Annotated in this window: 26 protein-coding genes and 1 riboswitch; of the genes, 15 read left to right on the forward strand and 11 right to left on the reverse strand. The window is 67.5% G+C overall.

The annotated features are described in order from the left end of the window. Window positions 1–33: 33 nt before the first annotated feature. Complete coding sequence (locus VEC57_02505) at window positions 34–783, reverse strand: YebC/PmpR family DNA-binding transcriptional regulator (GenBank protein ID HYB97983.1); 750 nt, start codon at window positions 781–783, stop codon at window positions 34–36. A gap of 200 nt (window positions 784–983) precedes the next feature. Between VEC57_02505 and VEC57_02510 the strand changes: the two genes are divergently transcribed. Next, complete coding sequence (locus VEC57_02510) at window positions 984–1,727, forward strand: septal ring lytic transglycosylase RlpA family protein (protein ID HYB97984.1); 744 nt, start codon at window positions 984–986, stop codon at window positions 1,725–1,727. A 6-nt stretch (window positions 1,728–1,733) separates the two neighbouring features. Here the strand turns inward: VEC57_02510 and cutA are convergent, their stop codons facing one another. From cutA to VEC57_02525, 3 genes are read right to left on the reverse strand one after another with little or no spacing between them, the layout of a single operon-like run. Next, a complete protein-coding gene (gene cutA / locus VEC57_02515) occupies window positions 1,734–2,111 on the reverse strand; it encodes a divalent-cation tolerance protein CutA (protein HYB97985.1) in 378 nt (125 codons plus the stop codon). Next, on the reverse strand, window positions 2,095–3,177 hold the full coding sequence (locus tag VEC57_02520) for a phosphatase domain-containing protein (GenBank protein HYB97986.1): 1,083 nt from the start codon (window positions 3,175–3,177) through the stop codon (window positions 2,095–2,097). The genes cutA and VEC57_02520 overlap by 17 nt, the downstream gene beginning before the upstream one ends. After that, window positions 3,126–3,803, reverse strand: coding sequence for a TIGR04282 family arsenosugar biosynthesis glycosyltransferase (locus tag VEC57_02525; GenBank protein HYB97987.1), 678 nt, complete (start codon window positions 3,801–3,803; stop codon window positions 3,126–3,128). Before VEC57_02525 ends, VEC57_02520 begins: the two co-directional genes overlap by 52 nt. 124 nt (window positions 3,804–3,927) lie before the next feature. Between VEC57_02525 and rplU the strand changes: the two genes are divergently transcribed. The 8 genes from rplU to VEC57_02565 are packed head-to-tail and all read left to right on the forward strand — an operon-like array spanning window position 3,928 to window position 10,331. Beyond that, window positions 3,928–4,227 (forward strand): 50S ribosomal protein L21, encoded by a 300-nt coding sequence (gene rplU, locus VEC57_02530; GenBank protein HYB97988.1) that lies wholly within the window; start codon window positions 3,928–3,930, stop codon window positions 4,225–4,227. An 18-nt stretch (window positions 4,228–4,245) separates the two neighbouring features. Further along, the gene (rpmA, locus tag VEC57_02535) at window positions 4,246–4,500 is read left to right on the forward strand and encodes a 50S ribosomal protein L27 (GenBank protein HYB97989.1); all 255 of its coding nucleotides are present in this window, start codon (window positions 4,246–4,248) and stop codon (window positions 4,498–4,500) included. Window positions 4,501–4,509: 9 nt separating this feature from the next. Next, window positions 4,510–5,556 carry a GTPase ObgE gene (obgE, locus tag VEC57_02540; GenBank protein ID HYB97990.1) on the forward strand — a complete coding sequence of 349 codons (1,047 nt, stop codon included), beginning with the start codon at window positions 4,510–4,512 and terminating at the stop codon, window positions 5,554–5,556. Window positions 5,557–5,573: 17 nt separating this feature from the next. After that, window positions 5,574–6,761 (forward strand): glutamate 5-kinase, encoded by a 1,188-nt coding sequence (gene proB, locus VEC57_02545; GenBank protein ID HYB97991.1) that lies wholly within the window; start codon window positions 5,574–5,576, stop codon window positions 6,759–6,761. Then, window positions 6,758–8,062, forward strand: coding sequence for a glutamate-5-semialdehyde dehydrogenase (locus VEC57_02550; GenBank protein ID HYB97992.1), 1,305 nt, complete (start codon window positions 6,758–6,760; stop codon window positions 8,060–8,062). Before proB ends, VEC57_02550 begins: the two co-directional genes overlap by 4 nt. 47 nt (window positions 8,063–8,109) lie before the next feature. Beyond that, a complete protein-coding gene (nadD, locus tag VEC57_02555; protein HYB97993.1) occupies window positions 8,110–8,757 on the forward strand; it encodes a nicotinate (nicotinamide) nucleotide adenylyltransferase in 648 nt (215 codons plus the stop codon). Continuing rightward, a complete protein-coding gene (gene rsfS / locus VEC57_02560; GenBank protein HYB97994.1) occupies window positions 8,751–9,134 on the forward strand; it encodes a ribosome silencing factor in 384 nt (127 codons plus the stop codon). Before nadD ends, rsfS begins: the two co-directional genes overlap by 7 nt. 3 nt (window positions 9,135–9,137) lie before the next feature. Then, window positions 9,138–10,331, forward strand: coding sequence for a tetratricopeptide repeat protein (locus tag VEC57_02565; GenBank protein HYB97995.1), 1,194 nt, complete (start codon window positions 9,138–9,140; stop codon window positions 10,329–10,331). Here VEC57_02565 and VEC57_02570 read toward each other — a convergent pair. Together VEC57_02570 and VEC57_02575 are read right to left on the reverse strand one after the other, a co-directional pair. Continuing rightward, entirely contained in the window at window positions 10,328–11,461 is a 1,134-nt protein-coding gene (locus VEC57_02570) for an ArsA-related P-loop ATPase (GenBank protein HYB97996.1), read from the reverse strand. The genes VEC57_02565 and VEC57_02570 overlap by 4 nt on opposite strands. Next, a complete protein-coding gene (locus VEC57_02575; GenBank protein HYB97997.1) occupies window positions 11,458–12,438 on the reverse strand; it encodes an ArsA family ATPase in 981 nt (326 codons plus the stop codon). Before VEC57_02575 ends, VEC57_02570 begins: the two co-directional genes overlap by 4 nt. A gap of 89 nt (window positions 12,439–12,527) precedes the next feature. Here VEC57_02575 and VEC57_02580 point away from each other — a divergent pair, with 89 nt between their 5' ends. Beyond that, window positions 12,528–13,799 (forward strand): alkaline phosphatase family protein, encoded by a 1,272-nt coding sequence (locus VEC57_02580; GenBank protein HYB97998.1) that lies wholly within the window; start codon window positions 12,528–12,530, stop codon window positions 13,797–13,799. 66 nt (window positions 13,800–13,865) lie between these two features. Further along, the gene (gene bamD, locus VEC57_02585) at window positions 13,866–14,549 is read left to right on the forward strand and encodes an outer membrane protein assembly factor BamD (protein HYB97999.1); all 684 of its coding nucleotides are present in this window, start codon (window positions 13,866–13,868) and stop codon (window positions 14,547–14,549) included. 1 nt (window position 14,550) lies between these two features. On the opposite strand, the gene VEC57_02590 is transcribed toward bamD, so the two are convergent. Beyond that, on the reverse strand, window positions 14,551–15,285 hold the full coding sequence (locus VEC57_02590; GenBank protein ID HYB98000.1) for a tyrosine-protein phosphatase: 735 nt from the start codon (window positions 15,283–15,285) through the stop codon (window positions 14,551–14,553). A 143-nt stretch (window positions 15,286–15,428) separates the two neighbouring features. Further along, window positions 15,429–15,551: riboswitch (SAM riboswitch) on the forward strand. Between the two features lie 69 nt (window positions 15,552–15,620). Here VEC57_02590 and VEC57_02595 point away from each other — a divergent pair. From VEC57_02595 to VEC57_02610, 4 genes are all read left to right on the forward strand, one after another. After that, window positions 15,621–16,325 carry a HesA/MoeB/ThiF family protein gene (locus tag VEC57_02595; GenBank protein ID HYB98001.1) on the forward strand — a complete coding sequence of 235 codons (705 nt, stop codon included), beginning with the start codon at window positions 15,621–15,623 and terminating at the stop codon, window positions 16,323–16,325. Window positions 16,326–16,446: 121 nt separating this feature from the next. Beyond that, window positions 16,447–16,737, forward strand: a complete 291-nt coding sequence (locus VEC57_02600; protein ID HYB98002.1) for a MoaD/ThiS family protein — start codon at window positions 16,447–16,449, stop codon at window positions 16,735–16,737. 9 nt (window positions 16,738–16,746) lie between these two features. Then, window positions 16,747–17,739: a cysteine synthase gene (locus VEC57_02605; GenBank protein ID HYB98003.1), complete on the forward strand. Its 993-nt coding sequence runs from the start codon at window positions 16,747–16,749 to the stop codon at window positions 17,737–17,739. Between the two features lie 27 nt (window positions 17,740–17,766). After that, window positions 17,767–18,330: a hypothetical protein gene (locus VEC57_02610; protein ID HYB98004.1), complete on the forward strand. Its 564-nt coding sequence runs from the start codon at window positions 17,767–17,769 to the stop codon at window positions 18,328–18,330. Between the two features lie 6 nt (window positions 18,331–18,336). Here the strand turns inward: VEC57_02610 and VEC57_02615 are convergent, their stop codons facing one another. Genes VEC57_02615 through VEC57_02630 form a run of 4 tightly spaced genes read right to left on the reverse strand, consistent with a single transcriptional unit; the run spans window position 18,337 to window position 20,514 of the window. Further along, window positions 18,337–18,660 (reverse strand): hypothetical protein, encoded by a 324-nt coding sequence (locus tag VEC57_02615; protein HYB98005.1) that lies wholly within the window; start codon window positions 18,658–18,660, stop codon window positions 18,337–18,339. A 12-nt stretch (window positions 18,661–18,672) separates the two neighbouring features. Continuing rightward, the gene (locus tag VEC57_02620; protein ID HYB98006.1) at window positions 18,673–19,269 is read right to left on the reverse strand and encodes a hypothetical protein; all 597 of its coding nucleotides are present in this window, start codon (window positions 19,267–19,269) and stop codon (window positions 18,673–18,675) included. Beyond that, on the reverse strand, window positions 19,266–19,907 hold the full coding sequence (locus VEC57_02625; protein HYB98007.1) for a zf-HC2 domain-containing protein: 642 nt from the start codon (window positions 19,905–19,907) through the stop codon (window positions 19,266–19,268). Before VEC57_02625 ends, VEC57_02620 begins: the two co-directional genes overlap by 4 nt. Before the next feature lie 37 nt (window positions 19,908–19,944). Further along, the gene (locus VEC57_02630; GenBank protein HYB98008.1) at window positions 19,945–20,514 is read right to left on the reverse strand and encodes a sigma-70 family RNA polymerase sigma factor; all 570 of its coding nucleotides are present in this window, start codon (window positions 20,512–20,514) and stop codon (window positions 19,945–19,947) included. Between the last annotated feature and the right edge of the window lie 6 nt (window positions 20,515–20,520).

A 20,520-nucleotide genomic window follows, 5' to 3' on the forward strand; every position in this document is an offset into this window, starting at 1 on the left:
GCGACCTGTCCGCAGATTCCACCAACGACGCGGTCATGCCGACAGCCGGCTCAGCTCGTCCTCATCTATATCGAAGTTGGCCGATACGCGCTGCACGTCGTCGTGATCCTCGAGCGCTTCGATGAGCTTGATCGCCTTGGCGGCATCGGCGCCCGCCAGGCGCACCGTGTTCTGGGGTACAAGAGTGATCTCGGCCTGATCGACCGCGATGCCCGCAGCCTCCAGGCTGGCGCGCGCATCCTCGAGCGCATCGACCGGAATCGTGATTCGAAGGGCGTCGTCTTCGCCGACGATGTCGGTCGCGCCGGCCTCGAGCGCGAGCTCGAACACGTGCTCTTCGCCGACGCTGCTCGCGTTGGCCACGACGATCTGACCGACCCGTTCGAACATCCAACGCACGCAATTCGCTTCACCGAGATTGCCGCCGTGCTTTTGGAAGACGTTGCGCAAGTCCGCGACCGTCCTGTTCTTGTTGTCGGTCAGAGCCTCCAGCATGACGGCCATCCCGCCGGGCCCGTAGCCTTCGTACGTGGCTTCCTGGTAGTCGCCCTCCAACCCGCCTGCGCCCTTTTTTACAGCCCGTTCGATATTTTCATTCGGCATCGACTGGGCTTTGGCGGCCGCGATGGCCGTGCGTAAACGCGGGTTGGCACTTGCATCCGCGCCACCCATCCTGGCGGCAACCGTGATCTCGCGAATGAGTTTGGTAAAGACTTTTCCGCGCTTAGCGTCCTTCGCCGCCTTCTTGTGCTTGATGGTGCTCCACTTCGAGTGGCCCGACATTTTTGCCTCTTATTCGGGCACTCCCCCTTGCCCTGGTGGCTAAATACGCCCTGCAGTTGATGGTTGCACGCCGCTTTTCGATCAGGAACCTTGAGGCAACCCGGAGGCCGGGGGGCAACGAGGAGGGATGGGATGTGCGGCGGGGCCTCAAATTCTCGGGCTAGGAAAAGGGGCGACTCTCGCTACCGAACCAACACTCGATGAAAGTACTCACACTGCTACCACTGCTCTCGTTGGCAGTAGGCTGCGCTGCGTCAACGTATCCGCTGCGACCTGCCAACACCCTGTTAACAACGGCTCGCGCCACTCACTCCAAGATCTCGCCAACGACCGGCGCCAGTACCAAAGGAACAGCGGTCCTCCGACAGCAAGGCCACTGTTCCTGGTACGGCAGCGAATTCCACGGCCGCCGCACTTCCAACGGTGAACGCTTCGACAAGCACGAGCTCACCGCCGCCCACCGCACTCTCCCCTTCGGAACCCTGGTTGAAGTCACCGATCTCGAAACCGGTCGTGACGTCCGCGTTCGCATCAACGACCGCGGGCCCTACGCCCGTGGGCGGGTCATCGACATCTCGCATGCAGCTGCCGCCGAGCTCGGCATCCTTCACAAGGGTGTTGCCAAGGTTGAGGTGCGAGTGGTCGAGCCGCACAAGTCGGACTGGAGCGGTCAGGGCTACGCTCTTCAGGTCGCCAGCTTCGACAGCAGGGCCGAGGCGGAGGGTTTCGTGGCAGGGCTGACCGACAAGCAGAAGGCGGCGGCGGTCCATTACATCAAGCCGCCCGACCCGACCGCCAAGGCCTACCGCGTCCGCTTCGGCCCGCTGGCGTGCGAGCAGACGGCCAAGAAAGTGGCCGAGAAACTGCGTCTGGCCGGGCTGGAGTCCAGCGTCATCCAGGAGCAGTTCGTCTCGCAGCGCGTCGTCGCCGACGCGAAGCATTGAGATCGGCTAGTTCGGTTCTTCGTCCGCTACGGCGTCGATGAGCCAGGAGAGGTAGTGTGACTCCACCTCTTCCGCGCCGAGCGCGACGATTTCGGGTGTCTGGTAGGTGTGGAGCTCGCGAATGCGACGCTCCAGCTCCGGCCAGCGGCCGGCGGTGGTCTTGATGACCATGAGGACCTCGGGCTCCGACACCACGCTGCCCTCCCAGCGATAGGTCGAGCCTACGGGCGTTCGGCTGACACAGCCTGCCAGGCGCTCTTCGACCAGGGATTTCGCCATGACGTCGGCGGCTTCGCCGTCGGCCGCCGTGGTGAGCACCACCAGCACGCCATCCCCTTCCACGCTCCCCGCCGTCGCCGCACCTGCGTCACTCTTCACTGCCATGAACGTCCCGGGCCTCCTTGCGTCCTCTATGAGACCACAACGACACCACCCTCTCATAGTCCGGAATTGCATCTGCCTGCGGAAGTCGCAACGGCGGCCGACCCAGACGCGTCCGCAGCCATACCAGGCCTCGCGGGCCGGCGCCGCCGGGCAGGACGCGTTCGACGAGGCCGGCCTTCATCAGCCGCGTTCGGGCCAGCGTCAGGTGCTCGCGCCGCAGCCACGGCCAGCGTGAAGCGACCGAATCGAAGCTGGCGCTGAGCTCGCCGATCTCCAGACCGGACGCCAGGGCCACCTCCACCACCCCGTCGGCGCGCAGGTAGCCGATGGCGTGCAGGATCAGGGCGCACTCGAAGTAGTTGTCGAACCACAGCAGCCGCCGGCCGAAGGCTTCGAGCTCGGTGGCGGCACGACCACGTGCGCGCAGAATGAAGATGCCACGAACGTAGCGTGGCGGGCGCCGCTCCTGCAGCGCCCGATGGATGACGTCCCGGTAGTGGGCGTGGACGCCGGCGCTCGCCAGCCACGGCTCGAGCTGCTCCCAGCCGATGTTGCCGGCCATCAGATCGGCATACAGCGAGTAGATGAGCGGGTCCGACTCCCAATCGTCCCCGAACAGCAGCTCTTCGGCGCGGCGCGCGGCGGCGCTGGCGCTGCGCGTCAGCTCCGCGAGCTTGTAGCCGATCTGCTCGCGCAGGACGTCGAAGTGCCCGCGCACCAGATGGTGAACCTGATCCTTGAACCGGATCTCCTCGTACTCGATGCCGTCGAGCTCGAGCTTTTCGCGGATCGCCCTACCGATCTGCGGCGGAGAGGCCGAGACGAAGCAGACCGCCGTCTCCATGCCGCGCTGATCGGCGCTGCGCCGCACCGCCTTGATCAGCGCCACGACGCCCGGCACCGCCCGCTTGTCGGCGGCGCGCTCGAAGGGAATGCGCAGCAGACCGCGCAACGACTCGAAGTTGGAGACGAGGTAGGTCTTGTCGAGGTCCCAGCGCAGGACGGTGAGGTTTCTCAGAACGTCACTCCCCGGCTGGCCCAGCGCTCCAGCAGCTCCGCGGTCGATTCGGCTTCCGCCAGCCCGTCGCGCAGCCGCAGCGACAAGCGCAAGAGCGCGCCGGCATCATCGATGTCCTCCCATGCCGGCAGCAGGAAGGGCCGGATCGACTGCTCCTCGAGACGCCGCACCGTAGCCGCAAGAACGCCGGCGCTGCTCCATGCGGCATCGATGTCGAACAGGCCGGGCACTGGCGAGCCTGCTCCCACCAGGTAGTAGCCGCCGTCACGGCTCGGCCCCAGGACCACCGGCTCGCGCGACAGGCAGTCGACCGCCATGGCCACATAGGCGATGGGTAGGTCGGGAGTATCCGCCCCCACCAGCAACACCGGTCTCCCGCTGCCGTGCCCGCGCGCCATGAGCCCGCCCATCCGGTTCCCCAGATCCCCCTGACCCTGCTCAACCCGTGCCAGACGGAATCGGACGCAAAGCGCATCCAGAATCGGCCCGCCGCCTGCGGGATCGACCGCCAGCACGACTTCCCACGCAGCACCTGCACAAAGTCGCGCCACCGTGTCGGTCAGAAGCGCCTCGGCGAGCTCGGCAGCCTGCTGCGGCGTCAGCGGCGGACAAAGCCTCGTCTTGACGCGTCCGGGCTCGGGCTCCTTGGCCAGCACATACACGACCCCGCGCACGCTGGCGCACTACCATGAAACCACGCCGAGCCGCGAGCCGCAGTGCGCGCGGCTTACGTTGACATCACGATGGGACCGGGCTACTTCGCTGCGCTTTCGAGGAAGACGAACGATGTCGTATGCGGTGATCAGAACTGGTGGCAAGCAGTACCGAGTCAGCCCGGGCGCACGCGTGACCGTCGAGAGGCTCGCGGGCGAGCCGGGCCAGGACGTGGAGTTTCACGAGGTCCTCCTGCGCGGCGTCGCCGAGCGGGTGGACGTCGGCACCCCGCTGGTCGACGGCGCATCGGTCAAGGGCGTCATCGTGGCGCAGGACCGCGGGCACCGGATCCTGGTATTCAAGAAGAAGCGCCGGAAGAACTATCGCCGCCGTCAGGGCCATCGGCAGTACGAGACGACGGTCCAGATCACCTCGGTCGACTAGGCCCGGAGACACCGACCCATGGCTCACAAGAAAGGACAAGGCTCCTCCAAGAACGGCCGCGACTCTCGCGGCCAGCGCCGCGGCGTCAAGGTCTTCGGCGGCCAGACCGTGGTCGCGGGCAACATCCTGGTCCGCCAGCTCGGCACCAGGATCCATCCTGGCAAGGGCGTGGGCATGGGGCGCGACTACACGCTGTTCGCGCTCAGCGACGGCATCGTCAAGTACGAGCCGTTCGGCAAGGACAGAACCCGCGTCAGCGTCTACCCGGCTTAGCCAAGAACCATGAACTTTGTCGACGAGGCGCGCTTGCGCATCGTCGCAGGCGACGGAGGCGACGGTTGCGTCGCATTTCTGCGGGAGAAGTACCGCCCCAAGGGCGGTCCCTCCGGCGGTGACGGCGGCAACGGCGGCAGCGTGTACGTCGTCGGAGACCTCGGTCTTTCGACGCTCCTCGATCTGCGCTTCCGCAATCTGGTCAAGGCCGGCCGCGGCGAGGACGGTCGCGGCAAGAACCAGCACGGCAAGAACGGCGGCGACGAGGTTCTGAAGGTCCCGGTCGGGACGATGATCTTCGACGCCCAGACCGGCGAGCTGCTGGCGGACGTGACCGTTCCCGGCGACATCATTCGGATCGCCGCCGGCGGCGTGGGCGGGCGCGGCAATGCGCGCTTTGCCACGGCCACGCACCAGGCGCCGCGCCGGGCGGATCCCGGCACGCCCGGTGTCGAGCTGGAAGTGAGGCTCGAGCTGCGCCTGCTCGCCGATGCGGGTCTGGTCGGGCTGCCCAACGCCGGCAAGTCGAGCCTGCTCGCGCGCCTGTCGGCCGCCCGTCCCAAGATCGCCGACTACCCTTTCACGACGCTGGTCCCCGTGCTCGGCGTCGTCTCGTGGGCCGACGAGAAGAGCTTCGTGCTGGCCGACATCCCCGGGCTCATCGAAGGGGCGCACGAAGGCGCAGGCCTGGGCGACCGCTTCTTGCGCCACGTGCAGCGCACTGCTCTGCTCGTCCACCTGATCGACTGCACCGGCATCAGCGCGCAGGAGGCGCTGGCGAGCTTCGACACCGTCAACCGTGAGCTGGCGGCGTATTCGAACGAGCTGGCCGAGCGGCCGCAGATCGTCGTCGCCACCAAGATGGATCTGCCCGAAGTGGCGGAGCGCGTCCCCGAGCTGCGCGCGCTGCTCGAGCGGCGAGGACTGGAGCTGCACGCGATCTCTTCGGCGACCGGAGCAGGCACGCGCGAGCTGGTCCTTCGCATCGGGCGCGAGGTCGAGAAGCGGCGCAAGCTGCAGGCTGCGGCTGCGGCCACGAACGAACCCGGCGAGTAAGCGGAGCTGGACACGACATGCGCGGCGACGGCACACAGCACGCGAGCCAGAAACGAGCGGCGATCCTCGCGCGCGCCCGTCGCGTGGTCGTCAAGCTCGGCAGCTCGGTGCTGACGACGACCGGCGGCGTGCGCTCCGATCAGGTCGGCCGCATCAGCGCCGAGATTGCCGCACTGGCCGATCAGGGCCTGCAGGTCATCGTGGTCACATCGGGAGCGCGCGCCGCCGGCCTGGCGCGCCTCGGCCTGAAGAGCATTCCCAAGAAGATTCCGGAGCAGCAGGCCGCGGCGGCCATCGGGCAGATCGCGCTGATGGCGCTGTACGAGCGCTACTTCTCCGACTTCCACAAGCACGTGGGCCAGGTGCTGCTGACGGCCGACGATCTGCGCGATCGCACGCGCTATCTCAACGCCAAGCGCACCTTCGCGCATCTGCTACGACACGGCATCGTTCCCATCGTCAACGAGAACGACTCGGTGGCCACGCACGAGCTGAAGTTCGGCGACAACGATCGTCTCTCGGCGCTGGTGGCCGGGCTGGTCGACGCCGATCTGCTCGTGATCCTCAGCGACGTCGAGGGCCTCTACGCCACCGATCCACGCCTGGGCGCCGCGCCGCTGATCGAGGTCGTCGAAGACGTCGATGCGATGATCGCCTCCGGAATTGCCGGCGGCTCGGGTTCGGCGGTCGGCACCGGCGGGATGTCGAGCAAGCTGGCCGCCGCGCGCAGCGCCGCGCATCGCGGCATCGCGACCATCGTCGCCAGCGGCATGGAGCCGGGCGTTCTGCCGCGCATCTTCGAAGGGCCCCCAGGCGTCGGGACCCTGTTCCTGCCCTACGACAGCCCCATCCGCAGCCGCAAGCACTGGATCGCCTACGGGCTGCCGCTTCGCGGCGCGCTGGTGCTCGACGACGGCGCGGCGCGCGCGGTGGCACACAAGGGCAGCAGCCTGCTCGCGGCGGGCATCGCCGAGGTGCAGGGCAATTTCGCCAGCGGCGACTGCGTCAGCTGCCTGGCCATGGACGGCAGCGAGCTTGCGCGGGGGCTGGTCAACTACGACTCCTCCGAGTGCAGCCGCATCCGCGGCCACGCCAGCGCGCGCATCCAGGAAGTGCTCGGTTACCACGCCGGCGATGAAGTGATACACCGGGACGACCTCGTCCTTCTCTCCGACATCGAAGAGGAGCGGGAGACGGCATCATGAGCACGAGCGCCACAGCGCAGAGCGAAGAGCGCACGACCGACGAGAGCGCCCGCATCGAGGCCGACGTGCGCGAGCTGTGCCGCGCCGCCAAGGCCGCGGCGCGGAGGCTCGCGCTGGTCGGTGATGCCGAGCGCAGCGCGCTGCTGCGAGCGATCGCCGCACGCATCCGTCAGGATCAGGCACGCATCCGATCCGAGAACGAGGCCGACGTCGCAGCCGGACGCCACGCAGGATTGACCTCGGCGCTTCTCGACCGGCTGACGCTGACGCCCACGCGCATCGAAGCAATGGCCGCCGGCGCCGAGGCCGTGGCCGCCCTGCCCGATCCGCTGCGCGAACCGATGAACGAGTGGACCACCCAGCGCGGCCTGCGCATTGCGCAGGTGCGCATCCCGATCGGCGTGGTCGGCATGATCTACGAATCTCGACCCAACGTGACCATCGACGTGGCGGCGCTGTGCCTGAAATCCGGCAACGCCTGCGTCCTCAAGGGCGGCAAGGAAGCATTGCGCTCCAACGCCGCGCTCGCCGACATCGTTGCCGCGGAGCTCGTCGCGGCCGGTCTGCCCGCGGCCGCGGTCCAGCTCATCCGCTCGACCGACCGCCGCGCAACCGAAGCAATGCTGCGTCAGGAAGAGTCGCTCGACGTCATCGTGCCTCGCGGCGGGCCCGGCCTGGTGCGCGCGATCGCGGAGCATTCCCGCGTGCCGGTGATCCGCCATTACGAAGGCGTCTGTCACACCTATGTCGATGCCGACGCCGATCTGGCCATGGCCGCCGACATCGCCGTCAACGCCAAGTGCGATCGCCCCGGCGTCTGCAACGCGATGGAGAACCTGCTGGTCCACTCGGCCGTGGCACGGCCCTTCCTCGACGTGCTGGCGCCGCGCCTGCTCGAGAAAGGCGTGGAGCTGCGCGGGGACGAGCGCGTGCGTGCGCTCGTGCCTGCGGCCAGGATCGCCAGCGAAGAGGACTGGCGCACCGAGTATCTCGATCTGATCCTGGCCATCAAGGTGGTGGACTCGGTGGAGGAAGCCATCGACTTCATCAACACCCACGGCTCCGGCCACTCCGATGCCATCGTCACTCGCTCGCGCGAGAACGCCGATCGTTTCCTGAGGGAGGTGGATTCGGCCGCCGTCTACGAGAACGCCTCCACCCGCTTCACCGACGGTTACGAGTTCGGCTTCGGAGCCGAGGTCGGCATCTCCACCAACCGCATCCACGCGCGCGGCCCGATGGGACTGCGCGAGCTGACGACGTACAAGTACGTGGTGCGGGGTCAGGGGCAGACGCGCTGAGCGATCCCAGGCGCAGCGGGCCGACGGAGCGACGGCCGCGCATCGGCGTGCACGGCGGCACCTTCGATCCGGTACACATCGGTCACCTCACCAGTGCACGCGAGCTGGCGGCGGCCTTCGACCTGCAGAAGGTGCTGATGGTGGTGTCGGCCAATCCGCCGCACAAGCCGCAGGAGCAGGCGCCGGCCGAGCTTCGCCTGGCCATGCTCGAGGCGGCGGTGCGCGGCGATCCCGTGCTGGAGCCTTGCGGTATCGAGCTCGGACGCCACGGCCCTTCCTACACGGTCGACACGATCGCGCAGATCGCGCGAGAGCATTCCGATGCGGAGCTGTTCCTTTCGATGGGCATCGACGCCTACGAGGAGATCGATACCTGGAGCCGGCCGCACGAGCTCCTGGAGCTGTGCAACATCATCGTCACCAGCCGACCCGGATGCGAATTTTCGGAGAAAGCGCTCCGACCGCCCGTTGCCGCCCACCAGGACGGTTGTTATGATCCGGCCATCGGCTGTTTCGTTCACAAGAGCGGTCACGTCATCGTCGGCCACAGGATCACCGGAGTCGAGGCTTCCTCGTCCGAGGTCCGGCGGCGCGTGCGGCTCGGCCTCCCCTTCGAGGGGCTCACCGGCTTCGCCGTCGCTCGTATCATTCGCGAACATTGCCTCTACGGAGCACCAGCACACACGACATGCTGAACGTCGCCTCGCGCGAGCTCGCCACCACTGCGGCCGACATGGCCGCAGATCGGAAAGCAAACGACATCGTCGTCCTGGAACTGGGAAGCGTTTCGTCGCTCGCCGACTACTTCGTGGTCTGCAGCGGACGCTCGCACATCCAGGTGGACGCGATCTGCCAGCGTGTCGACGAGGGCATGCAGGAGCGCTTCGGGCTGACGCCCCTTTCGGTCGAGGGCCTGGAGAACGGCCGCTGGGCGGTGATCGATTACGGTGCCGTGGTCGTGCACGTCTTCCAGCAGAGCGTGCGCGAGATCTACGACCTGGAGCGACTGTGGAGCTCGGCACCGCGTTGGAACTACACGGAGGGGTTCGATAAACAATCGGCTCAGGCCTAGCCGATGCTGCGTCGAACCCTGACTTTCCTGGCAGCCGTCGCGCTCATCGCGGCTGTCGCCACTCTCGTCTGGTTCAATTCCCAGCCCACCACGTTCAAGCTCGCGCCCGACCGCGAATACACGCTTCCTCTGGCATGGCTCCTTGTCGGCGCCGTCACCGCCGGCCTGCTGCTCGGCCTGATCGCGCTCATCGCACGCGAAGGACACTGGGCGCTGCGGCAGTGGCGCGTCGAGCGCGCGCGGCGCAGCGCCGAGCGAGCCATCGCCCGCAAGACCGAAGCACGCAGCCTGGTGCTGGCCGGACAGTACGGCAAGGCGCGCGCGCTTCTGACCAAGGCCGTCAAGAGCCCTGGGGCCGACGTCGGAGACGTCGTCGATCTGGCCGACAGCTACGTGGCCGAGGGCGACTGGACGCACGCACGACAGGTTCTCGAGGAGGGACTCAAGGATTTCGGCAGCGATCCGCTGCTGCTGCATGCTCTGGCTCGCTGCTGCCGCGCACTCGGTGACGACGCGGCGGCAGCGTCGGCGCTCGACCGCGCCGTCGATGCCTTTCCCGCCAGCATCACGCTCAACCGCATGCTGCGCGACACGCTCGTCGACCTGCAGCGCTGGAAGCGCGCCGAAAAAGTGCAGCAGCGGCTGGTCGAGCTGCTGCCCGACGATCCGCGCGAGCGGGCATCGCTCGTGGAGATCCGCATGGAAGCCGCCGGCGTCGACGAGCCCGCGCAGCGCGAGGCCAGCCTGCGCTCGGTGCTCGCGCTCGATCCGGCCTTCGCGCCAGCGGCTGCCGAAAGCGCACGCATACTGGACACGCAGGGGCGCCACCGCGCGGCGGTGAGGCTGCTGTACAAGGCTGCCAAGCGCCGTCCCGACACCAGGACGCTGGCCGCGCTGGACGAGCTGCTCGCGGAGAAGGAGCTGCCGCGCCTCCTCAAGATCTACGGCAAGCTGCGCGCACGCCATCCCGGCAACGGCGAGCTGCAGCTGCACTACGCCCAGCTGATGATGAGCCTCGGACGCGAGGACGACGGCGAGCGTGCGCTCGATCAGCTCGACGGCAGCGGCGGGCCCTACGCCGTGGCAGCCGAGAGGCTGCGCGCCGAGCTGTACCGCAAGCGCGAGGACCTCGAACATGCCAACGAGGCGCTGCAGCGCGCGCTCGAGTGCTCGTTGCGCACCGGCTCCAAGAGCTAGTCTTTCAGGAACTCGCCGAGCCGGGCCAGCTCGGCCAGGTCGTGCACGTCGCCGCGCTGCTCGGGAACCACGGTGACGAGCACGTCGGTCGGAAGGTTGGCCTCGAAATCCTCGCGCCGCACCTCTTCGGCCGCCGCCTGCACCATGAGGTTGCGCACGGTGTGCCCGAGCCACTCGCGGATCCTGACGTTGTCAGCCGCCACCAGGTCCAGCACACGCTCGATGGCCGCGCCTGCCTCGGCACCGTCCAGCCCCGGCGGCGGAAGGTGGACGCGGTTCATGACCACGCCCTTGAGCGGCATGCCGAGGCCGCGCATCTTGGCGTAGAGGTCGTCGGCCTCTTCGAGCACCTGCTCATCGGGTCCCGAGACCAGCACGAAGGCCGTCTTGTCGCCCTGAAGGAGCGCGCGCACCCTGCGGCCGCGCTCGGTGATGCCGTCGACCAGATGCTCGATGGCCGTGAAGAAGTCGGCGATCTGCGCCAGCGCCTGCACGCCGGTGGCTTCCTCGACCTTCTCGAACAGGAAGCGGACGCCGCGGCTGGCCGTCTTCCAGGCCATCCACCCTGCCGTCATCGACGGGCGCAGCAGCCAGGAGAGCATGCCGCGATCGAAGAAGTCTTCCAGTCGCGCCGGCGCCTCCAGGAAATCCAGCGCATGGCCGGTCGGCGGCGTGTCCAGGACGATGAGGTCGAACTGCCCCGACTCGTCGATGCGCGCCAGCTCCTCGATGGCCATGTATTCGGTGGATCCGGCAAAGGAGCGCGACAGATGCTGGTAGAACTCGTTCTGCAGAATCGTCTCGCGCACCTGCTCGTTCGGCGAGTGGCGGGCAATGAACTCATCCCATGCGCTCTTCTGGTCGAGCATGCCGGCCGACAGGGAGCCCCGGATGTCGAGTCCTTGGGCGCTGAGGCGCTCGGGCGCGATCCGCTCGCCGCCGGCGCGCAGCGTGTCCAGGCCCAGCGACTGCGCCAAACGTCGCGCGGGATCGATCGTCAGAACCATCGCGCGCTTTCCCGCCAATGCGCCCTGCAGCGCCAACGCCGCCGCCACGGTGGTCTTGCCGACGCCGCCGCTTCCCACGCACACGACGATGCGGTGACTGTCGAGCAGGCGCGCGACGCTCATCGCTGCACCTGGCCCATGAGCGCGGCGGCAATCGAGTCCACTTCAGGAAGCCCGAACTCCTCGCGCACCAGGAGCGGCACCCGCACCGGCGCAAGCGCGGTTTCCTCGGCCAGCCGCGCCAGTCCCTGGTCCTGGATGCGATGCCATCCAAGGGCCACCTGCGCGGCGTCGACCACGGCCGCACGCACGGGCTCGTCGCCGGGAGACACGCGGGCATTCTCGAGGCTCGCTACCGCCCGCTCGATCCCTTCCGGCGCCGGCGGTCGCACGCGATTGACGAAGAGCGTGCCGATCGGCAGCGCAAGCGGCGTGCGCAGGCGCTCGACGATGCCGACGGCTTCGGTGATGGGCATCTCCTCGGGAATGGCCACCACGTGCACGCAGGTCGTGGACGCGTCACGCAGCAGCGCGAGCACTCGTAGGGATTCGCGATGGACCAGGCCGCTGCGGAACGTGTCGGCAGCCGCCGCCGGCATCTGCAGGTACTGCAGACTGTGGCCCGAAGCGCCGGCATCCACGATGATGCGCTCCCACAGCGGCCGCCCGTCAGGGCCCTTCTTCTGCGCCTCGTACCAGATCTTGCCGATCGTCATCAGCTCCTTGAGGCCGGGCGCCGCAGCCACGAAGACTCGGTAGAAGCGATTGCCGAGCACGGTGCGGACCAGACGCTTGATCGGCAGCGCCAGCGTCAGGTACTCGGCCAGCGCCGTCTCGCCCTGGATGCACAGCAGGCTCAGTCCGGGCCGCACCGGGACCGGATCGGTGGAGCATTGATCGGCGATATCGAACAGGCGCGCGAGCCCGCCAGGCGATCCGATCTCGACCACGAGCGTGCGCAGGCCGCGACGCGCGCATGCCACGGCGAGCGCGGCGGTGATGGTGGACTTGCCGACGCCACCCTTGCCCACCACGAACTGCAACCGCACGTCGGGTATCACCGTGCGAGCCTGCCCGCGGCCGTGGACGTTGGCAATCACGACGGCATGCGGCAGACTCGCGCCACTTGAGGCTTCGTCGCCAACGTCAGCGCGCGTGCGCGCTCTTTCTTGTCGCGCTCACCTGCGCAGTGGCGATCGCGCCGGGTTGCGCGCGCGAGCCCAAGCCGGCGGGCAAGCCGCCGCGCGTGGTCGTGCTCGGCCTGGATGCGGGCACCTGGCAACTTCTCGACAAGTACTTCGCCCGCGGCATCCTGCCCAACCTCGCGCGCCTGCGCTCACAAGGCGCCAGCGCCGTCCTCAACTCGATCGAGCCGAGCAGCTCGCCGGTCATCTGGACATCGATCGCCACGGGCAAGGTTCCCGACAAGCACGGCATCACCTGGTTCGTGCGCTTTCCCCAAGGAGCCGGCAAACCGGTGCCGGTCGACCGGCGCATGCGCAAGACCAGCGCGATCTGGAACATGCTGAGCGAGCGCGGCTTCGATGTCGCCGTCGTCGGCTGGTTCGTCACCTGGCCGGCCGAGGCGGTCAACGGCCGCATGATCAGCGACATCGCCCACTACGGCGACGTCGAGGAGGAATCGTTCCCGCCCTTCTATCTTCGACAGCTGGCGCCGGTGGAGCAGAGCGAAGCGATTCGGGCGATGCCCTCGTTCATGGATTTTCCGTACGACGCGCGGCGGGCCAATAAGCATCCGGCCGGGCAGCCGCCCGAGCTCGACTATCTCGTCTACGACAGGTTCATCCGCGCCTACACGCGCGACCTCTTCTACCTGCGCGCCACCGAGAGGATCCTGAGCGAGCCGCCGCTGCCCGACGTCCTGTTCGTCTATCTGCGCGGCACCGACGACGTGCAGCACGGGTTCTGGAAGTTCATGGACCCCGAACCGTTCGGCGACGTTCCTGCCGAGCAGGTCCGCCAGCTCGGCAAGGTCATCGAAAACTACTGGATCTGGGTCGACAAGCGCGTCGGCGACATCCTCTCGCGCTACAAGCAGGATCCTCTGGTGCTGGTCGCCTCCGATCACGGAGCCGGTCCCGCCGTGGGCCAGTTCGCGGTGGAGGTGCCCGAGTACCTGCACCTGTCGGGCTCGCATCGCTCCGACGGCATTCTGATCCTGAACGGCCCGGGCGTCCGAAAAGGCGCGCGCCTGGAGCCGGCCTCGATCATGGACGTGACGCCGACGCTGCTCCACTACCTTCGCCTGCCGGTCGGCGAGGACATGGACGGCACCGTGCGTACCGACTTCTTCGAAGATTCGCTGGCCGAGCGCGAAATCGAGCGCATCAAGACGTACGACAAGACCGACGCGGCCGCGGCCCCCGGGCCCGCCCCCATGGAGCCGGCGGTCGAGAACAAGGTCCTCGAGCACCTGCGGTCGCTCGGCTACATCGAATAGCGGTCAGGCGCGGTGTGCACGCGGGCCGGTGGAACCGCCCCGACGCCGCCGCTAGGTTCTGGCGACATGACGAAAATCGCGTCCCTGCTCCGAACCGGTCTGGTCCTGCTGGCGACGGCCGGCACCTTGAGCGCCTGTGGTGCCGGGCCCGTGCGGCCCGAGGACGAGCTGTATCGAGAAGCCTCGCTGGCCTTCGAGGAGGAGAGCTACAACTCGGCCATCGAGGACTACAAGAAGATGCTCGAGGAGTACCCGTTCTCGGACAAGGCCGAGACGGCGGGCTTCAACATCGCCTACGCCTACTACGTCACCGAGAAATATCCGGAGGCCATTGAAGCGTTCAGCGACTTCGAGCGCCTCTATCCGGTGAGCCCCCTGCTGCCGTTCGTCAGCTACACGATCGGCATGTGCTATCTCGGACAGGCCAAGTCCGATGACCGCGACCCGTCGGCCTCCGAGGCTGCGCTGCGCCAGTTCGAGCGTATGGCGCAGCAGTTCCCCAAATCGATCTACGCCGACCTGGCGCGCTACCGCGCGCACGAAGCGCGCGAGAACCTGGCGCTGCACGAGCTGGTGGTGGGCGACTTCTATCGCGAAAAGCAGCGGCACGACGCCGCCGCCGCGCGCTATCGCTACGTGCTCACGCACTATCCGACGACCGAAGCCGCGGCCCGCGCCAATCAGCGACTCGGCGAGCTGAGCGCCAATCCGCCGGCGCAGGCGGCCGGGGACGCTTCAAAGGGCTCCTGAGCTAGCCGACCAAGCGTCTGCGCAGGCGCGCGAGCGTCTCGGCGCGCACGCCGATCTCGGCCAGATAGCCTTCCGCCGATCGCCAGCGCACGTCCATGCCCGTCAGCATGTGCACCATCCGCTCGGGCGGGCTGCCGAACAGGTACAGTACGGCCGCAGGATCCAGGCCGCCCGCCATCAGCTCGTCGCGGTAGGTGGCGTGCAGCGGCTCGAGGTTGCGCTCGGACTGCGCGTAATCCTCCACGATGATCTCATCGGGCACGCCGAGCGCGCGCAGCAGGACGGCCGCGACCACGCCGGTGCGGTCCTTTCCGCCGGTGCAGTGAAAGACGGTGGGCGGCGCCTTATCATCGGCCAGGTGCTCGATGAGTGCGCGAATGGCGTGCGCGCCCTGCTCGAGCATCTCGAGGTAGCGGTTCTGCAGGTCGATCTTCTTCCAGTCGATGGTCTGGTCGCCCGGGTGGAGCGACACCTCCACCAGAGGAAGGTGGCGGTGAAACGGCGAGCCGATGCCGAACTCGCACTGCGTATCGGCGGCGAGCTCGGCCTGGCTGCGCAGGTCGAAGACGCTGCCGATCTTGAGCTCGCGCAGCAGGGAGAGATCGGCAGCAGTCAGACGGCTGAGCCGGTCGGACCGGAACACGAGCCCCTTGGCCACGCAGCGCCCACCGCCGCAGGCAAGACCGCCGAGGTCTCGGAAGTTGTACGCGCCTTCCAGTGGAATCAGTCGGGTCAAGATGTGGTTCCCGTTCGTGCAGGATGAAGGAGCACTTCGTGACACGGCCGGGCGGCGTAAGGAAGCAGCAAACTTCGACGCACCCGGCTGGCACGGCCGTCGCAATTTTGACAGCCTCTGCCCCGCCCGTTATAAGCGCCGCAACCTTATTGCGAGTGGCTGAGGGATCGGGCCCTACGACGCCACAGCAACCGGCCGGCCGCAAGGCTCGGAGGCAGGTGCTAAATCCCACATTCGGATCGAGAGGTTCGAATGGAAGATAAGGTCGAGCTCCAGCGCCTCCTGCTGAACCTCTTCCTCATCTTCCGGAAGAGGTTTTTTTGTATCGCACGGCCATGACAGACACGCCGAACGTCCTGCTGATCGGAGCGGGCGCTCTCGGCTGCGCAGCGGCGCGGGCTCTGGCCGCAACGCGTACCGTCGCGCTGACGCTCGTCGATGACGACGTCGTGGAGCTCTCGAACCTGCAGCGCCAGGTCCTCTACGACGGGGGTGACATCGGCGAGCCCAAGGTCGAGGCCGCGGCGGCACGGCTGCGAACCGAGTTCGGCACCGCCGTCACGGCTCGCAACGAGCGCGCGGGTGCCTCCAACGCCGCAGCGCTGCTGGCCGGCGCAGACATCGTCATCGATGCCTGCGACGACCCCGACACCAAGTTCCTGCTCAACCGCGAATGCGTCCAGGCACGCCTTCCGCTGATCTACGGCGGCGTCGCGCGCACCGGCGGCCAGTGGATGCTCATCGAGCCCGGCCGCTCGTGCTGCCTGGCGTGCGTGTTCCCGCCGCAGGGCAGCGAGAGCGCGCAGGGATGCTCGGCGATGGGCATCCTGGCGCCGGTGGCGGGCCTGGTCGGAACCATGCAGGCGTTGATGGCGCTGAGCTGGCTTGCGCGGCCGTCGCGCAGCCGCTCCGGACGCCTCTTCCTCTACGAGCTGACGCGCGCACGGCTGCGCTACGTCGATTTCCCGCGAAGCCCCGGCTGCGACTGCCGCGCGGCCGCGAGCGATCCGTGTGCCCGATCAGACAGAGGACTTTCATGACGGTGCGGCTCGCTCGAGAGCCGCGGGGCGGCGGCGGGCGCGGCCTAGAGTTGTTCGACCGCTGGTGCTACGCGGGGGCGAGCGCACAAGGCGCAGGAGGTAATGCAGAATGTCGGTTCGGGTGAGAATTCCTACTCCCCTTCGAAAGTACACGGGCGGCAAGGACGCCGTCACGGCCGAAGGCACCTCGATCGCTGCCGTGCTGGCCGATCTCGACAGATCGTGCCCCGGCCTCCGCGAGCGCATCTGCGAAGCGGACGGGTCGGTGCGGCGGTTCGTCAATCTGTACGTCAACGGCGACGACATCCGCTTTCTCGACAACGTCAACTCGCCGGTCAAGGACGGTGACGAGGTGAGCATCGTCCCGGCCATCGCCGGTGGCACGCCGGCGATGACGGGACGTGCGCGGTAGCGCCCGATCGTGAGCACCTCCGCCCTTGCCGACGCACGACCGTGCCAGCCCGGCACGGGTCCGCACGGCTATCCGCGGATCGTCGACCTGATCGGCAATACGCCGCTCGTGCAGCTCAACTGCCTGCGCGGACGCATTCCCGAAGGCGTGCGGATTTTCGGCAAGGTCGAAGGGTTCAATCCGGGCGGATCGGTCAAGGCACGCGCAGCATGGAACATGCTGCGCCGCGGCCTCAACAGCGGTGCGCTTCGGCCCGGCAAGACCATCCTCGATTCGACTTCGGGCAATACCGGCATCGCTCTGGCGATGATCGGCGCTGCGCTCGGCTATCCGGTGACGCTGGTGATGCCCGAGAACGTCTCGCTCGAACGAAAGCGCGTACTCGCCGCCTACGGCGCCCGCATCGTCTACTCGAGCCCGTTCGAAGGCAGCGACGGTGCGATCCTGCTGTGTCGCGAGCTGCTCGCCGAAGATCCCGACCGCTACTTCAAGCCCGACCAGTACAACAACGAGGCCAACGCCGAGGCACACTACCTGACCACCGGCCCCGAGATCTGGCGGCAGACGCAAGGCACGGTCACGCATCTGGTCGCGACCATCGGCACCAGCGGCACCGTCATGGGCACGGGCCGCTTCCTCAAGGAACTCAACGCCGGCATCGAGGTGGTCGCCGCCGAACCGGAAGACGCGTTTCACGGCATCGAAGGCCTCAAGCACATGGCCAGCTCGATCGTGCCGGGCATCTGGCACCGGGATCAGGTCGATCGCGTGATCGGCGTGGAGACCGAAGGCTCCTACGACATGGTCTACCACATCGCGGCCAAGGACGGTTTGCTGCTGGGCCAGTCCTCCGGCGCAGCGGTGCTGGCGGCCCTGGAGGTGGCGCAGGGCCTGAAGGAAGGTTGCATCGCCGTCATCCTGCCCGACTTCGGCGATCGCTACCTTTCGACCAATCTGTGGGTCGGCTGGCGCGATCGCCATCAGCTGGCGTCCGGCGCTTGACGCGCCTGACCCCATGGAACGCCACGCATGCCGTTGAGCAATGAGGACATCGAGCGATACGCGCGTCAGATCGTCATTCCGGGCATAGGCGCGAGCGGACAGGAGGCGCTGCTCGCGGCAACGGTGGCGGTGGTCGGCGATGAGGCCGGCGTCGAGCAGGTCGAGCTGTATCTGCGCGCGGCCGGACCGCGGGTGGTTCGAGACATGGAGTCGGCGACTGGCGCGGTCGTGGTGGCAGGCGTGTCGTCCATCGACGACCGAACGCGCGAGCGCATCCTGCGCAGCGGCGTGCCCGCACTCTGGTACGAGCTCACCGGCCGCGGCTTCGTCTGCGGCGTGCATCCAGATGCACGCCTGGAAGAGGCGGCGACTTCGCGTCGAGCGGCCGATGACGGGACGAGGGCGACGCAGCATGTGGCGACGCGAGATGACGCAACGACGTCGACGCAGCATCGAGCCCCCGCAGACGATGACGCGGTCAGGTCGCTGCTGCACCGCGTGGCGGCGTGTGATGCCGCTGCCGCGGCGTGCGCGGTCATTCTGCGCCTGCCCTTTCGCAGCGGCCGGCAGACGGTCGATGTTCTTGGGTGATAGCGCTCAGAACCGAGCGTCAGGATTGAGCGCCAGCTCGTAGCCGAAGACTTCGCTGAGAAGGAACCAGATCAGCGCCAGCGCGGCCATCATCACGGCAAACGCCGCGATGGCCACGCCGCAAAGCGCGATCATCGCTGCCGCGCCCGCAGCGCCGATAATGGGCGCGAGAAACGACCAGCGATTGTAGGGCTCGACCGGCCGCAGCAGCGTCGAGAGACTTGCCGGCCGGCCCGTATCGTCGGTGGCGCCACCAGCCCACGAAAAGGTGGCGCCAAATGCATCGAAAGCGCCGTTTCGCGCGTTGCGCAGGAACTCTTCGAAGCTCACGTCCATCGTCGCTCAGTTCGAGGGCTTGGCTGCCTGCGCGGGCATCGGAGCCGTCGCTTCGTTCTTCTTCTCGGCCTTCTCACCGGCCTTGTCGCCGCCACCGGCGGCTGCCGCCTTCTTGCCGCGGCCCGAGCGCGCGTTGCGTCCCCTCGGCTCCTCGGCGGCCTGCTTGGCACCGATGGTGATGATGAGCGTGCCGTCGGGCCCGCGCGGCCCGCCCAGCAGCACGACCGATCCCGGCTCCAGCTTGATGTCGGTGTTGATGAGCGGCCGGTTCGATTCGTTCAGCAGCACGTGCATTCGCAGGTGATCGCGCGTGTGGTCGCGGGTCGTGATGTGCAGGTAGCGGTCGTGCGGCAGCTGGATGCCGCACTGGTCGCCCGTGCCCTTGATCAGGCGCGACTCGGTGTCGACCAGGCGGTAGCTCTTGAAGCGCAGCGAGCGCAGCTCACTGCGCAGGTCGGTCAGCTTCGGATCGAAGTTGCGGCTCTGGTTGGACGCCAGAACCGTCGAGATCGTGATGACGGTGCGAGGCTCGCCGCCGGAGGCTCCGGTGGCGAACGTGGCGGCCAAGGCCGCCGCCATCGCGACCCGAGCCGCCGAAATCATCTGCCGAAGTCCACGTTCTCGATCGGTGTACGGTTCTCCACCCAGATCACCCGCGCCTTGCTCCTGGGATGGACCCAGGTCGAAACCATGTGGCCGGGTGCCGCTTCGATGGCATCGACGTCCGTGGCCTTCTCGTCCACCGCAGGCGGCGAGTAGTCGGAAGATGCCAGAGCGATCGTGGACTCGATGGGCTCGGGAGCTTCGGCGAGCCTGACCGGCGTCTTGACCGGGCTCATCAGCACGACGAACAACGCCGCGGCGGCAGCCGAAACGCTCGCAGCCGCTCCCACCCGCCACCATGCCGAGCCCGAGCGCGCCGAACGCTGCGCTGCCACGCGTCCGGCGCTGCGGCCGGAGCGGCTCGACGGAGCGCGGTCGTAGGCAGCCGGACGGACGGAAGAGCCGCGATCCGGATCGAGTGCTGCGTGTACGTGAGACGCGAGATCGGAAACGTCAACGGCCGTGGCAACTTCTGCTACGGCCGTCGAAAGGAGGATTCTCGTCTGCTGCCATCGGGTGACCGAGCGGTCGCACGTCGTGCAGCACGCCAGGTGGGCGCGGGCGGCGGCGGCCTCGGTCTTGTCGAGAAGACCGTCTACGTAACGGTCGAACGATTCTTCGAACTGAATACAGGTCATCGGCGGAGAGGCTCCTACACGCGTCGTCAAGCCAAGGTCACATCATCTCCTGCAGACGCGCCTGAAGCTTCTTGCGCGCGTAGTGGAGACGACTCATCACTGTTCCCATGGAGCACTGCAGGACTTCGCTGATTTCTTCGTAGGAAAGGCCGTCGATCTCGCGCAGAAGTATGACCGCGCGGTGGTCGGGCGTCAAACTTTCGATCGCCTCGAAAATCTTCTGTCCGAGCTCGCGACTACGCACCCTGTCGAAAGGATCCGTTCCGATGACCGCCGATCCCCGCCCCACCGATTCTTCGGTGTGAGCGACGCCCTCGTCGAACTCGACGGAAGGACGCTTGCCTTCACGGCGCTGGTGGTCGATGGCCAGGTTCATCGCGATACGGTACAGCCACGTGTAGAACGACGAATCGCCTTTGAACGAGTCCAGGCTCCGAAAGACTCGTACGAAGGTCTCCTGAATGATCTCTCTTGCATCATCCGGGTTGCGGACCATGCCGACGACAACGCCGAGAAGCCGGCGCTGATATCGCTGCAGGAGAACGTCAACCGCTTCACGGTCCCCGGCTCGGGCCCGCTCCACGAGTTCGCCGTCGGTCGGCTCCACACGCCG

It is taken from the genome of Candidatus Limnocylindrales bacterium (genome assembly GCA_035626395.1).
GTDB lineage: Bacteria > Desulfobacterota > Binatia > UBA1149 > CAITLU01 > DASPNH01.